General features: G+C 36.5%; 14 protein-coding genes and 2 pseudogenes. 8 read left to right on the top strand and 8 right to left on the bottom strand.

All coding sequences use genetic code 11. The features are described from left to right. The first annotated feature begins 85 nt into the window (after positions 1-85). From BQ4305_RS12375 to BQ4305_RS21875, 4 genes and pseudogenes are all read left to right on the top strand, one after another. Positions 86-598, top strand: coding sequence for a type 1 glutamine amidotransferase domain-containing protein (locus BQ4305_RS12375; protein WP_025727351.1), 513 nt, complete (start codon positions 86-88; stop codon positions 596-598). 85 nt (positions 599-683) lie between these two features. After that, complete coding sequence (locus BQ4305_RS12380) at positions 684-1,400, top strand: SDR family oxidoreductase (protein ID WP_025727352.1); 717 nt, start codon at positions 684-686, stop codon at positions 1,398-1,400. 175 nt (positions 1,401-1,575) lie between these two features. Next, positions 1,576-2,475 carry an aldo/keto reductase gene (locus tag BQ4305_RS12385; protein WP_107932124.1) on the top strand — a complete coding sequence of 300 codons (900 nt, stop codon included), beginning with the start codon at positions 1,576-1,578 and terminating at the stop codon, positions 2,473-2,475. Positions 2,476-2,570: 95 nt separating this feature from the next. Further along, positions 2,571-2,690, top strand: a pseudogene (locus BQ4305_RS21875) (spore coat protein); the annotation flags it as partial. Between the two features lie 398 nt (positions 2,691-3,088). Here the strand turns inward: BQ4305_RS21875 and BQ4305_RS12395 are convergent. The 6 genes from BQ4305_RS12395 to BQ4305_RS12420 form a co-directional block, all read right to left on the bottom strand. Beyond that, entirely contained in the window at positions 3,089-4,192 is a 1,104-nt protein-coding gene (locus BQ4305_RS12395) for a Ger(x)C family spore germination protein (RefSeq protein ID WP_110928096.1), read from the bottom strand. Then, positions 4,179-5,072, bottom strand: a complete 894-nt coding sequence (locus BQ4305_RS12400) for a GerAB/ArcD/ProY family transporter (RefSeq protein ID WP_234396947.1) — start codon at positions 5,070-5,072, stop codon at positions 4,179-4,181. The genes BQ4305_RS12395 and BQ4305_RS12400 overlap by 14 nt, the downstream gene beginning before the upstream one ends. 129 nt (positions 5,073-5,201) lie before the next feature. Beyond that, positions 5,202-5,954 carry an IS21-like element helper ATPase IstB gene (istB, locus tag BQ4305_RS12405; protein WP_110928097.1) on the bottom strand — a complete coding sequence of 251 codons (753 nt, stop codon included), beginning with the start codon at positions 5,952-5,954 and terminating at the stop codon, positions 5,202-5,204. Next, a complete protein-coding gene (gene istA, locus BQ4305_RS12410) occupies positions 5,954-7,498 on the bottom strand; it encodes an IS21 family transposase (protein WP_199880677.1) in 1,545 nt (514 codons plus the stop codon). Before istA ends, istB begins: the two co-directional genes overlap by 1 nt. A gap of 100 nt (positions 7,499-7,598) precedes the next feature. Next, positions 7,599-7,778 carry a hypothetical protein gene (locus tag BQ4305_RS12415; protein WP_234396948.1) on the bottom strand — a complete coding sequence of 60 codons (180 nt, stop codon included), beginning with the start codon at positions 7,776-7,778 and terminating at the stop codon, positions 7,599-7,601. Between the two features lie 4 nt (positions 7,779-7,782). After that, on the bottom strand, positions 7,783-9,258 hold the full coding sequence (locus tag BQ4305_RS12420; protein ID WP_110928099.1) for a spore germination protein: 1,476 nt from the start codon (positions 9,256-9,258) through the stop codon (positions 7,783-7,785). 337 nt (positions 9,259-9,595) lie between these two features. On the opposite strand from BQ4305_RS12420, the pseudogene BQ4305_RS12425 reads away from it, so the two are divergent. Next, a pseudogene (locus tag BQ4305_RS12425) lies at positions 9,596-9,844 on the top strand (DUF4317 family protein); the annotation flags it as partial. 371 nt (positions 9,845-10,215) lie between these two features. On the opposite strand, the gene BQ4305_RS12430 reads toward BQ4305_RS12425, so the two are convergent. Beyond that, the gene (locus BQ4305_RS12430) at positions 10,216-10,878 is read right to left on the bottom strand and encodes a TetR/AcrR family transcriptional regulator (protein WP_110928100.1); all 663 of its coding nucleotides are present in this window, start codon (positions 10,876-10,878) and stop codon (positions 10,216-10,218) included. A 222-nt stretch (positions 10,879-11,100) separates the two neighbouring features. Between BQ4305_RS12430 and BQ4305_RS12435 the strand changes: the two genes are divergently transcribed. The 3 genes from BQ4305_RS12435 to BQ4305_RS12445 all read left to right on the top strand — a co-directional run bounded on the left by BQ4305_RS12435 (position 11,101) and on the right by BQ4305_RS12445 (position 13,504). Continuing rightward, the gene (locus BQ4305_RS12435) at positions 11,101-11,748 is read left to right on the top strand and encodes a nitroreductase family protein (protein WP_110928101.1); all 648 of its coding nucleotides are present in this window, start codon (positions 11,101-11,103) and stop codon (positions 11,746-11,748) included. Between the two features lie 31 nt (positions 11,749-11,779). Next, entirely contained in the window at positions 11,780-12,076 is a 297-nt protein-coding gene (locus BQ4305_RS12440) for a putative quinol monooxygenase (RefSeq protein ID WP_110928102.1), read from the top strand. A gap of 471 nt (positions 12,077-12,547) precedes the next feature. Next, entirely contained in the window at positions 12,548-13,504 is a 957-nt protein-coding gene (locus tag BQ4305_RS12445) for a TRM11 family SAM-dependent methyltransferase (protein ID WP_234396949.1), read from the top strand. An 84-nt stretch (positions 13,505-13,588) separates the two neighbouring features. On the opposite strand, the gene BQ4305_RS12450 is transcribed toward BQ4305_RS12445, so the two are convergent. Beyond that, on the bottom strand, positions 13,589-14,704 hold the full coding sequence (locus BQ4305_RS12450; RefSeq protein WP_110928103.1) for a hypothetical protein: 1,116 nt from the start codon (positions 14,702-14,704) through the stop codon (positions 13,589-13,591). Positions 14,705-14,816: the final 112 nt, after the last annotated feature.

Consider the following 14,816-nt stretch of genomic DNA (forward strand, 5'->3'; position numbering starts at 1 on the left):
TAAACACGGTAGATTACTTATATTTATTGTGTTAAATGAGAATAATACCAACGATGCTTTTCCAAATTTAAGGGGGCTTATCATTATGAGCAAAAAAATCGCTACACTAATAACAGACTTATTTGAAGATGTAGAATTCACAGAACCAGCACAAGCATTTAAAGATGCTGGTCATCAAGTGATCACAATCGACATACAGGCTGGAAAAGATATTACTGGTAAAAAAGGTGAAACAGTAAAAATAGATAAAGGAATTGGGGAAGTTAATCCTCAAGACTTTGATGCTTTACTAATCCCTGGCGGCTTCTCTCCTGATTTATTACGTGAAGATGACCGTTTTGGTGAATTCGCAAAAGTATTTATACAAGAAGGTAAACCTGTTTTTGCGATTTGCCATGGCCCACAAGTATTAATTGATACAGACCTATTAAAAGGCGTCGACATAACAGGTTTCAAATCAATAAGGAACGATCTCAAAAATGCAGGTGCTAACTACAAAGATGAAGAAGTTGTGGTAAGCAATAATATTGTAACAAGCCGTTTTCCGGATGACATTCCTGCCTTTAATCGTGAATCCTTAAAATTATTAGCTGAATAATAGGTACTGAATAGTATCGTTTTAGAAATAAATTTCACAATGAATGATCAATACAAAAAGGGTTTTAAGAAGGAAGGGTTTTATTATGTCATTAAATGGTAAACGAGTAGTTGTTTTAGGGGGTACTTCTGGTATTGGTTTAGCAACTGCTAAAGCGTTTCTAGATCAATCTGCTCAAGTGATCATTGCCAGCCGTTCTGTTTCCAAATTAAATGAAGCAAAACAAGTTCTTCGTGGCAGTGTAGAAGCAATTGAAATCGATTTTCGAAGCGAAGAAAAAGTAGCAGAATTTTTCAGTAAGGTTGGAAAATTTGACCACCTTGTGGTAACAGCAGGTGAAGGCGCAATGGGGCACTTTAGCGAACTGCCTGTGGCAAGTGCTAAAGAGGCGTTTGATAGTAAGTTCTGGGGGCAATATATTACTGTCCGTTCAGCACTTCCATATTTAAGCAATGAGAGCTCAATCACCTTAACCTCTGGTGTATATGGCGTTCGTCCTCCTCAAGGCGCTACTACGTTAGCGGCAATCAATTCAGCCATTGAAGGATTGGTTCGAGGACTTTCCGTAGACCTAGCCCCTATTAGGGTAAACGTGGTTTCACCTGGAATTGTAGATACTCCAATCTATGCTGGAATGTCAGATGATCAGAGGCAAGCACTGTTCAACGGCATTGCACAACAGCTCCCTGTTGGACGGATTGCAAAGCCGGAAGACATAGCTGAAACCTATGTATACCTTGCTAAAAATGGTTTTACTACTGGGACGGCTGTTCTTATTGATGGTGGAGCTCACTTAGTATAATGCCTAAATGGATGTTGAACCGAAGCTTACCACCCTACCAAGCAGCAGCTCTAACTAAAATAGAAATAAGGTAAGAATTGAGTGATTTACTGGTGGCAACACTGCAAAAGAGTATTGCCGCCTTTTTTTGTTCATTAGGCACATAAAAAGATACAAAAGGAAGTGTTGATTTTTAATGAGTGTACAGGACGAAAATAAATTAACAAAAATAAAAAATTCCCTTGAAAGTCGTGTAGTTACATTGCCTGATGGAACTTCTCTACCAAGAATAGGACAAGGAACTTGGTACATGGGAGAAAATCCTCAAATGAGAGAAAGGGAAATCAAAGCTTTACAACTCGGAATAGATTTAGGAATGAAACTTATAGATACGGCGGAAATGTATGGTGATGGCGATTCTGAACGCTTAGTCGGTGAAGCAATTAAAGGACGTAGAGATGACGTCTTTTTAGTATCAAAGGTGTATCCTCATCATGCGGGATTAGATATGATTGCCAAAGCGTGTGAAAACAGTCTAAAAAGGCTGGGAACCGATCATCTTGATTTGTACCTTTTACACTGGCGAGGACGTGTGCCATTAGCAGAAACCATTGAAGGAATGGAAAAGCTACGCAAGGAAGGAAAAATAGTAAGGTGGGGAGTCTCCAATTTTGATACCGATGATATGAAAGAGTTATGGAACACCACTAACGGAAAAAATTGTATGACTAATCAAGTGTTATATCATCTTGGTTCAAGGGGTATAGATTATGATCTCTTACCATGGCAGCGAGAACATCACATGCCTATTATGGCATATAGCCCGCTAGCTCAAGGAGGTTCATTAAGAAGACAATTGTTAACGGATCCAACCATTAAAGAGATTGCAGAAAAATACGCTGTACAACCCTTACAAATCGCTCTCGCTTGGACAATCCGTTCTAACGATTGTCTAGCTATTCCAAAAGCTGTTCAAGAAGAACATGTACTAGCAAATGCGAAAGCTACTATAATTGAATTAACAAAAGAGGATTTAAATAGACTTGATGAGGTATTTCCGCAACCGACTAGAAAAATGCCTTTGGACATTATATAGAAATTTTAGAGGATAGACAAAGAGATAGGGGATTGAATGTGTATGTCAACAGAGGTATTGGAAGATTTACTCCAGATGCAGCTAAAACCTCTTGATATGAACAAATTTCTAGTTATATGGTAGAAAAGGGATGGTACCACGCTTGGGATATGAACGAACAAATCAATTTGGATCTCGATAATATTAATACAGCATTAAACTTACCTAATCTATAGAAAATTTTTAGGAACAGTTTAACATTGACCAATAAAATTAAGCTGTATAATATGAAAAACACCTATTTATATAATTGATTTTTCAACCAGATTCAATTGAGAGTATCTTACTCATCTAAAAAGGCAGATTTACTTAGATGCTCTCCAGCAACAATTAGGCTCATCGATTATTGGTAGCAAACAAATGGTAAAAGAATAGCCGCAGACATTTTTGGAGGAAAGCCAGGCGGATGTGATGAAATCATGGTTATTTCCAAAGTTTTCGACCACAACGCTAGCTTGTGTTATTGTATAATATGACAGAAATTACGCAAAGCAATAGATTGTAAACAAAATGCCCTAGAATCTTTAGATTCTAGGGCATTTTGTTTGCGTTATGGGTTATTCGATAGGGAAAATTAAAGGTTTTGCCTTTTTGAATTTGCATCCGTCAAAGGATCGATATTAATATTGTATTTTATTTTAATGTCCATCTTCTCAAACATTTCAATCCATTTTTTTTCTTCCATTGGTTTTGAGAATGGTCTTTTTGTTTGTATGCCAAGCTGTAATGGATCCACTTTCAATTCTTGCATCTTTTTAACTAGTTCATGTGTTTGTTTTTCAAGATGGGTTTCGATATCTTTTTTCATATTTTCTAACTGCTTTGGGTCAAATAATTGCTTCTCTCCCCGGTATTCCTCAATCCTAGTGTCTATATTCACGGTATAGGTCATTGTAGAATAGCTGCTATCGATATCTACTATTATTTTAGATCTAACATGACCCAGTACAATTTTAAATTTTTGAATCGGTAAAACTTTTAAGTAGTGGTCGTTGTTTATCAGCTGGAAGATACGATCATCTAAAGATGAAATAGTTTCAACTAGCTTGTCATCTTTAAACAAGGCTGTACCTTCATAGTTGATCCCATCCTCTTCTATTTTGAATACAGGCAAGAAAGGATCTGAATAAGGAGTATAGAGAAAATTTTTAAATTGATGAAGATTAACGACAGTTAATTCTCCTTGGTTTTTTTCCTCATAATGCTTCAGCATTCGGTAAAACGAGTAATCAAAGTTTTCATCTTTGTCCAATTGACTTTCCAAGTATTCATCAAAATTTCCTTTTACGATAACTAAATAGATTCTCGGAGAAATATCCGGATCAGTCAATAATACATTTATAATGGACATAATCCCGTCTTTTCCAAGTTCATCACTAATTACCAGCATCCGCATTTGTCCGGATTTAATTTCCTGGTAGAAGTTTAAGTTGTACTTCTGTACTCCCTCCTTTAATAAGCTGACTTCTTGTGACATAACAAACTTATTTTCTTTACTTAGAGGAGGCATAATTGTACTGACTTTTAATTTCCCTTTATCCCCCTTACTAATTGACAAAAAGGTAACGGGAGAAATTTCTTCAATAAGGTTGTTTTCGGTAAAAGAGGCACAGCCAGATAACCAAAAAGTCATAAAAAGGAGTATCAATCTTTTACATATCTTTTTATGTAGACGCATGTTTTTTACCCGCCTCTTTTTTCATTACTAAAACAATAACAAGTGGAACAAGAAAATAGCTTATGCTTCCAACTATAATTCGAAGATTAAGTAAAAAGTTCTGCTTCTCCCAAGACTTCCAAAATAATTCATTCACAAGAACCATTCCGATAAAAATAAGGAATACACTGAATAACAAACCTTTTCCACTGGACGGCTTGCTCATTTTACCAAAAGCTATTTTAGATGCTCCATAAAACAATAGTAGAAATAGAGAAACTGCAAAAACTAGGTTAAATAATTCAAAGGAAAGCATGATCATATCAATTCGTTCAAACACTGGGTTTTGAAAATAACGGGACATATTAATAATTGGATATTGAGTTTTACTTAAATAATTGGAACCGAAAAAAAATAGGGATGCTATAAATAGGAATACATACTCTACAACGGTGATAGCGTTGCCGTAAGACAAATAGCGAAAGGTTTTATTATTTGTTTTAAGCCATGGCCCCAAAAATACCAGAAATTCTGGACCAGAATAGGAAGACAAAATTAAAAAAAAAGCTTTCCAATTTTCTACTTTCCACTCCATTGGAATAAGTGGATACAAATCACTGAGTTGAGCTATTGGGGGAAAGAAGAAAAAAACGAAAAATGTGATTATCCAAAATGTACAGAAAAAAGAAATCAACACAAAACGAATGGTATGTTCAACGCCCTTACCTGCGACATAAAAACAGAACAACAAAATAAAAAAGACAAGATAATTTGTATCTGTTGATGGAAGTATAAATGTTTGAACAATTTCGCTGAATCCTAACGTTATGACGGAAAGTTTAAGTAGAATAAAGAACAACCCGATGAAAGAGAGAAATCGTACCAATTTTTTCCCAAACAATTGGACAAATCCATTATATCCATTGCTAGATAAACGGGTTAAAAGCCACTTCGATAAAAGAAAAAGGTTTAGTTGGGATGTATTTCGCAAGTAAAATTTGAGCCATTTATTAATTAAAAACTGAGCCACTTAAACTGAACTATTTTCTAGCCATTCTTTTGTATCTAATATTCGATACGATGGTCCAACCATGTCTATCATATAAGCTCTATGTGTTAGTCGATCTGTTAGAGCTGCTGTTAAAACTGGATCATGAAAAACTTCTTCCCAGCGATCAAATGATAAATTACTTGTAACGATGGTAGATGCTCGTCCTGCACGTAGGGAAAGATGAGTAAATAATAATTCTGCACCTTCTTTATCAAAAGAAATATAACCTAGCTCATCGATAATCACTAAATCATACTTTTCAAACCTCAACTCAAATGAACGTAACGTTCTTTCAGAACGGCTCTCCTTTAATTGATTGACTAGTGATGAAACGGTTGTAAAATACACCTTATACCCAGCTAAACAAGCTTCAATTCCTAAACCAATCGCAATATGAGTTTTACCTGTTCCAGGTGATCCAATTAATAAGACATTCTGTTTTTCTTGAATAAAATCTAATTTCTTTAAATGTGAGAGGCGAGAGGCCGCATTCTGCGGTAATCTCTCTATCTCTAGTTCGGTTAATAGTTTCTTTTCAGGAAAATTTGCAGAACGAATCCGATTCGCTTTTGCTCGCACTTCTCGATCTTGCATCTCTTGTACCAATGCGTGATATAAAAAATCCTCTGCTGTCTGATGTTGTTTCCACGTTTCATCTTCTTGAATAAATGCCCGAATACTTGGTAGTCGAAGTTCTTTACACATTTCAATCATTTCTTGTCGCTTATCCATTAATGAAGCACCCCTGTCTTTTTAGTTTCGAATAATGCTGTAATGGCTGAAAGATTTTCAAGAGATTGGGTGGTGACCTCATTTTTGGAATGTACAGTTTTATGAATGTGTTCGCCTTGATTAGCTAAGAAGATAATCTTATCTGTTGATATTTGAACCATAGGGTTCTTCTCAAGTTGTTCAACCGCCGCTAAGACTTTTTCTAGATTGTTATGTTCTTTTAAATAGATAAGTAACTCTAGAAAATCTCGCTCATTTCCAATATAATAATCTTTGTATAATTTTTTTATTTTTGTTGGTGCTTGACTCAAACATTCACTTTGAGCCAATGCACCTTTTTTCTTTTCAAATGTCCGTAAATAATGATAGATATCCATTACCCACTGGTGGCTCTGCCAACTTCGTTTATGAGTCGCGATACACGCCTTTTCACTAAAAATAAGTATTTTTTCCGCACTTGCTTTTACTTTGACCCATTCTCCAACATGTCCTTCTGGAACAGAATAACGATTTTGTCTATAAGTAATTGTGCTGTATTTGTCTACTCTAAATTCAAACAACTCAGATGCATCAAATGGAATAATATCTGCACTTACTTGCCGAGCTGCACGTTCTTCTAGCTTTAATTCATGGTGTGTTTGGTTTTTCTTATAATGTTTACGAGAATTTAATTTCATGATGATTTCTGTTAGATAGGCCTGAGCTTCTTCTATACTTGTAAACGCATCTCGATGGGCAAATGCTTTCCGGCGGATGTATTCTACACTACGCTCCACATGCCCTTTCTGATTTCCCTTTCTCGGTTCACATAGTCGTATTTTAAAATGATAATGCATCGATAGATTTTTCATACCATCAGTAATCTCACGATCGGTTCCTATAAAGTTTTTTACAACAGTTCGCATATTATCGTATGTGAATACCTCTGGTACAAAGCCCAAATAGTTAATACACTTTACATGTGCATCTTGTACACAAACTATTGTTTCTGATTCATACAAATAAGCAAATCGATCATTACTATATGGTAGGGTAAAGACCGCCATTGAAAGAGAACGTAAGGTTTGATCAATGAATAATTTTACTTCTCCCCAGTCAAATTCAATCTCATGACCAGCAGTTGCCTTTTGACGAATAAAGACTTCTTTTTGACGTTTCTCCTCACTATTCACAAAATTTCTAACAGTGGTGTAACTAATTTCAAAGCCTTCATCTAATAACTTTTCATGAATATCAATCATTTTTAGTTGTTGCTTGTGCATTTGATGTTGTCGTTTGTACTCGTTGTCTTTTAACATTTTTCGAATACGTTTCATAACGGATGGTGTTAATGCACGTTTATTTCCTTTCCGTTTTTTATACGACGGAGGCGTTAGATAGTTATCTGTAATTGGTAACTCCCTTATATCTAGCTGTCTTTTTTCAAGATCTTCTTGAATATACTTTTTTACAGTATTGCGAGAGATCCCAAGCTCCTTTGCAATTTGACGTTGACTCTTATCTTCTTGATGAAAGGCAAGTAGCACTTTCTGTTTCTTCTCCAATGAAATCACCTCTATACGCTCCTAACTCTATGAAGTTAGGATTATTTTCATATAAAAGTGGCTCACTTTTCAATTGCTATGGTGGCTCAGTTTTAGCTTATCAAATACATTGGGATAATATCCCGACAGCTATAAGCACCCAAATCATATATGGATTGATTAAGATATTTGGCATAATCAGAAAAAAGTATAGCATTTGGAGGCGATTTACCAACAACATGGCATAGAACCCATTATAGGTTTCATTCTTTTTAAATAATTGGTGGGTTTCCATCATCATCAAGTCATCTCCTAGTTTTATATCTCTTCAGTTTTAGAGGTTTAAGATGCTCTGGACGCTCCAACATCTTGGTTAATGGCCCTCGAATGAATAAGTCTATCCAATCCTTTCTAAAGAAAGGGGAAACTGGTGAAAAATAGGGTTGCTTGATTGAAGACAAGCTATTAAGATGGGCTAAAATAGCAATGATTCCTAGTGCAATCCCAATTATTCCAAGTAAAGAAGAAAAAACAAGAAGCATCAATTGCATTAATGAATTTGCTTTTGTCATAAGGTAGTTGGGGATAAGAAAGGAAGCTATCGTCGAGATCCCAACCATGACAATTAATACGTTGCTAGCGAATCCAGCCTCAACAGCCGCTTGGCCAATCACAATACCACCAATAACCCCAAGTGTTTGACCTGTTTTTGTAGGCATCCTTAAACTTGCTTCTTTTATGATTTCAATAAAAATTAACATGATAAATGCTTCCCAAAAAGGAGTGAAAGGAAGCTTACTCCTTGAGTCGACCAAGACCAGAAGTGTTTGCATAGGAATCATTTGATAGTGATGAGTTGTCAATGCCACATAGATAGGAATCAATGAGACTGACAGAAGAAAACAGACATATCGGATGATGCGCAAAAAACTGGCAACTACCCATCGATTAATATAGTCCTCGGGTGATTGGAACAAATGGAAAAAAGTAATGGGTGCAACAAGAGCAAATGGTGTATTGTCTACCAGAAGGGTGATCTTTCCTAATCCCAGAGAATAAGCAACTACATCAGGACGGTCAGTTTGCTGAAACTGAGGAAAAATACTGTTTTGATGTTCCTCCATGAATGCCGCAACTTGAGAGGAGTCAAAGAAGAGATCAAAATTAATTTCAGAAATCTTCTCTTTGACTGTTGAAACAAAATCTGGATTAGTCAGCCCCTCTATGTACATTAAAACAACACTTGTCTCACTCATAGAACCGACAGTAAACTTCTCTGCTTTCAGTTCATGTATGGGGAGTCGTCTTCGAATAAGCGTAATATTTTGTTCTACTTGTTCACTAAAGCTGTCTTTTGCTCCGAACAGGATGGTTTCTGTTTCAGATGTTTCAATGGCACGTCCAATAGGATTTTGTAATGGCACAGCTAACCAAAGGTTTTGCGAAGAATCAAATAACAAAATGGACCCTGAAAACAACTGTTTTTTTGCCTCTATAAAAATAGGAATGTGAATAATTGAGGAATTCACAATGCAATCTTGAATAGACGGTTTGGAACAATTAGTTAAAGGATTTATAATGCTTTCATTTAATTTTTCTGTGTCAATGAGAGTTCGTATGTAAACAAGATGAATTTTTCGAATATCGGAAATGTCAATTTCCACAAATTCTGCATCATCCATTTGAACGAGGCTTTTTTTCAGAGCTTCTATCGATAATTCTGATTCAGCTATTGATTGAGTAACAAGCTTACGTTCAATTTGTTTTTTTTCCCAAAACATGTACATCCCACCCCTCTTATTGAGAAAAAACATTTCTAGTCGTACTTGAAAATTCCATATTCATACACATTATTAGCAATTTAATTTTAAAATATACAAAACATGTAGAGATGCATAACGACCCAAGAGGAACAAAGGCAATCCATAATAGATAGGCCTTCTTCATCTTAAAGATTGTTATAATATAGAAGTGTCTAAAGCTAACTGTAGCTTTGGATGCTCTTTTTTGTCCAAAACACGAATCTTACTAGCCAGGGAGTTAAAATTAGAGATGAATAACAAAGATATAGCAGAGATTCGAAAACAATTTAAGTTGGATAACGATTTACTGAAAATAGTGGAAAGGGCATTTCAGCAGGTGGTTGAAGACAAAACGTATGAAATGAAAGCAAGCCATATCGTTCCGAGTTACGCGTCCAAGTCCATTAAGATCAGCACAAAAATAGCGAATATTGCGATCAGTCCTTAAGACTTGAGATATGTCAAACAGGTCAATTACAATGGCAAACGCTGTTTATTGATCGAGGTGGAAGAAGACACGATGATTAAAGGATTTAAGCTGCTTACGGAAGAAATATTGGAGTAAGAGAGATTGGGAGATCCTTCAGCCAGCTAACTAAAATGGACAAGGGAAAAAACCTCATTTAGCCCTGCTACGGTGAACCGTACCATAAGTAAATGAGGTTTTAAGCAGTTTTAATTCCTTAAGCAATAAGACGTCAAAAACAAAGAACTGTAGGCATTTGTCTACAGTTCTTTGCAATTCATCCAATAGTATTCCTTCAAAATTGCTGAAAATCTCTCCATAGACATGAAGGAATTAAAGAATTTAAATCAAAAGCTATCAACCATTTTAAACAGTATTCAATAGAAATATAAAGCGAGTTTTGCTAACGTATCGTTGCAAAAAAAATAACTAAAGACTCTTACCGTCTCGTAAGAGTCTCCTTTATAGTTCTAGATGGCTGCCAGTTTGTTTAGGATGTTTTCTACCATTGCGTGAATATCTTCATTTTTCGTGTTTTGCAAGTGCACGGGGTTTAGGACCTGGGTTTTCTTTGCTACATAATAATCGAATATAGCTTGTTTCAAGGACAATTCTTCTTCCGCTAAAAAGGCTGTATTCACCAATTTCCCTAGTACCATTTCATCCTGAATAATTAAGATGGAGGGATTCAATTGATTAAAAACTTCTGCTTTTATGCCATTTCGATAAAATGTATGAATGGCAGAAAGTTGTTCTTTTCTTGATTGCATCTTTTTTTCATAAAGGTGCCTACAGCTTGTTTTTAAATCAGCTAAATAAATATCTGAAGCATAGACAGCTGAAAAAACAGCTTGTTCATACACTTTTTGCAAACGAAGCGGATAAGATAACTCTTCATTGGAAATGGTTTGACCAGCTTCATTTATATAATCAATACAGAGATTAGTCAGCTCCATAATAATGTCTTCCTTCGAAGAAAAGTAGTTATACAAGGAAGCCCGGCTTAAATTCATCGTTTTTGCGATCTCTTGAGTGGTAAGGGAAAGGAATCCTTGAGTCCGAACGATAGGGATTAACTTTTTTACATAGGCTTTTCTCATCATCTGTCTTTCATCAGGTGCAATTTTTCTCAAGTTACCACTCCTTTTATCAGGAAATTATATCATAATCCAATGGTGTTCATTCAAATTCTGATCTTCCAATGCATTTCAGTTTACAACTTAAAGAAAGTGGAGTAAGGTTTAGGCAATTAGTATTTTAGACACTTTACGATATGTTTGTCTAAATTGAATAAAAGTACGTAAAGAACTTCAATATTATAAAAACACTCATAACGAAAAGAGGAGAATATAACAATGACTTCTAGGAATACAACCCAAATAACGAATGATTTTAATAAAATTGTGACAGAACGCCGTTCCATTAAAAATTATGATAAATCCGTAAAAATCAGCCATGAAGAAATGACAGAAATTCTTACATTAGCAACACGTGCTCCTTCTTCTGTTAATATGCAGCCATGGCGCTTTCTTGTGATTGAAAGTCCTGAAGCAAAAGCAACACTTGCTCCACTGGCCCGTTTTAACCAAACTCAAGTTGAAACCTCATCAGCAGTTATCGCTGTATTTGGTGATATGAATAATTTTGAGAAATTTGAAGAAATTTACGGTGAAGCTGTAGAAAAGGGATTTATGCCTTTAGAAGTAAAAGAAAGAATTCACGCGTCCTTTTCAAGCTATTTTGAATCGATTTCACGAGAAGAAATGGAAGATGTTGTTTTAGTAGATGGCGGTCTTGTATCCATGCAGTTCATGCTTGCTGCCCGCGCTTATGGATACGATACAAATCCAATCGGCGGATATGAAAAAGACAAAATTGCAGAAGCATTTGGATTGGATAAAGACCGTTATGTTCCGGTTATGTTAATCTCAATTGGTAAAGCAGCAGATAACGGATATCAATCCGTTCGTCTGCCTATTGATCAAGTCGCGCAATGGAAGTAATGGAATTTTAATAAGAAGGGATTGACGCTCGATGATTATTATTCATGCAACATTCCATATAAATCCAGCGAAACAGGATTTGTTTCTAGAGGAAATTCAGCCGTTAATTGCTGCCTCAAGAGAAGAAAACGGAAATATTTCATATCGCCTTCAAAAAGACACAGAAAAGGAAAATCTATTTACGATGGTGGAAATTTGGGAGGATATGCAAGCTGTTGCCAATCATAATGCAAGCGAGCACTTTACCAAGTTCGTAGCAAATGCAAAGAACTTTTTGACTGCCCCATTAGAGGTTAAAGCATTTGAAGGGAAGCAATTAAAGTTATAGATTGCGGACTCTTAAATAGAATGAAATGGTGAACCGGTCATAAGTAAATAAGGTTTTTTTTCCAAAGTGCACACAAGCCTACTCAAGAGCATTAAATCTTGAATAGGCTTTTTTTATAGTTCAATAATTCAGTTCTAAAACCTCATTTATAACTTCCTTAGCTCATGAGGCTAACAGATTTACCGTGCATTTCGGATTAATCGGGGAAGAGGTTTCATAATAAACAAAAATCTTGCAGGCAAATATGTTATCATTTAAAGATAAACAAAAAAGCATAGAATAGATCCTTCAATAGCCTTCAAGAGGATGGTTTTTGGAATGTCTATGCCGGAGCAATTGTAAAAGAGAATAGTTAATAAATGCAGTGAAAACAAGGCAGCCATACTCCAAATCAAGAGTATGGCGTTTTGAGATTTTGTGAAAAACAGAGTATCTTAAGGCTTATCTGAAGAAAGAAGGAGAAAAAAGAACTTGATCCAAGAGCATTTAGTGCCAAGCACCTTTTTATATACATTTAATTATGCTGAAGAAGAAGAGGATTTATGTAAATTGGAGGTCCGTTCATTATTTTGCTCTGCCTTATATTCATTTGTATTAGAGAGCAGTATGGATATGGACCCGAGCAGGAGTCCTTTTATAAAAGAGAAAATAGAAGTTCTATTTACGTGTGATACTTTGGAAGACCTCTTGCAAAAGGTTCAGGAAATGCCTCCATTGAAGAGTACCTATAAGGTAATCGGCGTCAATTATCGAGGTATCGATCCCCTTGATAAAATGGAGTTTCAAGAAAGGAAAGCGATCGCTAGACAAATTGGATGCTTGATTCAAGGTACAGCGAATCTTGATCATCCGGAGATCGTATTGGCCGTTACTAAGGTAAAAGGAAAATGGTATTTCGGGAGTTATTCGGAAAACGAGGGTATGTGGCTTATTCATCAACAAAAGCCTCATAACTACTCCACAGCCTTAACTACCCGAGTAGCAAGAGCGCTGGTGAATATTGCAGTTCCAGAATTAACGGGCGTTACTGTGATTGATCCATGCTGCGGCATAGGGACCGTATTGATCGAGGCCTCATCTATGGGCATTAATATAACAGGCAGTGATTACAATCCTTTAGTAATGAAAGGCATTCGTAATAACCTCGCGCATTTTGGGTTTTCTGGACCTGTATTTTTAAGGGATATCAGAGACATAACGGAAATGTACGATATAGCCATTATCGATATGCCTTATAACCTTTGTTCAGTCGTTTCCGATGAGGAAAAATTGGAAATGCTCCAATGTGCACGTCGCTTTGCAAAAAAAATGGTTGTCGTGACGACTGAAGATATAGATGGAATACTTAATGAAGTTGGTTTTGAAATAGTCGATCGGTGTGAAGTTAATAAGGGCAAGGTTATACGCCGAATAATGGTTTGTTGTTAATGTCTTGGTGGAATTTTTCGCTAAGACATAACAAAAGTGTCAGGTACCACTGAAGGTACCTGACACTTTTGCTTTCAACTAAAATTACTGATAATTAATAATCGCCGGGTTGGGATCTAGCTTCAAGACCTCTTCCGGACTTAACACAGGCTTATCTTTTTTATAAAAGATTTTAAACCCGCCGTATTGGACTGCTTCGTTTCGCACGAACTTGCGGTAGAGTGACATTTTCGTGGAGGAATCGCCCCACCCGTCATAGTTTAAGACTACTTCTACATTTTCGCTTGGCTGAATAGCATCTTTGTTCGTTAATGCTTCGTCCATAAACTGATGGACAAGGATAATTTTATCTGGCAGCTCATTTTCTGCTGTCAGTTCCGTTAAGTACTGCACTGCTTCTTGCACTTCAGCTCCGTCTACTTGACCGAGATTGAGCCCCGGAGTTTCTCCTTCTTTCACATGAAACTCGGTATCAATGGCGAGGTGGACATGCGGCAGCTTCAGCCATTTTTCCAGTAATTTAACTTGATGGAGGACGGAATCTGTTCCGAGTTGGACATCCAGCATAAGCAACGCATCATTTTTTTCAGCGAGAGCAGCATATTCGTCAATTTGCTCAGGTGAAGTTGGGTGGTAGTACTTGCCTTCAGTTCCCGGGTCACGCTGGGCTACGGTAGAAATTAGTTCAATCATGGGCACAGCAGGACGCGAAGGATCTGCATCTGAATAGGCCTGTGTTTGCTCTTTTAATTTTTCCATTAATTTATCTGGTTCCATTTCTCCCAATATCCCCATATTGGCAGAGTTCGGATGTCCGTAATAGGCTACGATTCTATGATCTTTTAAAGGGCCGTCGGTTTGATCCTCGGCTCCTTTTACCAATGTTTCTCCAACTGGAATCATCCTGGTACGATCTCCTCCGCGAGCTTCGGCAGAGGGCATCTTCTCCATATCCTCTTCAGATAACTGTTCTTTTAGAGGAGAAGCATCTTCTGCTGGTTCCATCGGTTTGAATGGCTGAATAGCGGCCTTCTCTTCTTCCTTTTCTTTTTTGGCTTCCTTCTCGTCTGAATTGCCTTCTTCCTGTGCTGGTTCTTCGTCCTTTTTTTCACTCTGATTAGTTGTAGCTGTGTTTTCCGAACAAGAGACCAGGAAAAAAAGGAGAAGCACTCCTGAGAATAGCAAAGCTAGTTTTCTCATGTTGTTCACTTCCTTATGTATGTATTGACATTCTTCTGTCTATTATTCTAGATGTACTCCTTAAATTCAACATTTATCCAGGAAGTTCAATATTTTCATAGCCATTTGAGAA

Source organism: Bacillus massiliglaciei, from assembly GCF_900098925.1.
GTDB classification, from domain to species: Bacteria; Bacillota; Bacilli; order Bacillales; family DSM-1321; genus Peribacillus; species Peribacillus massiliglaciei.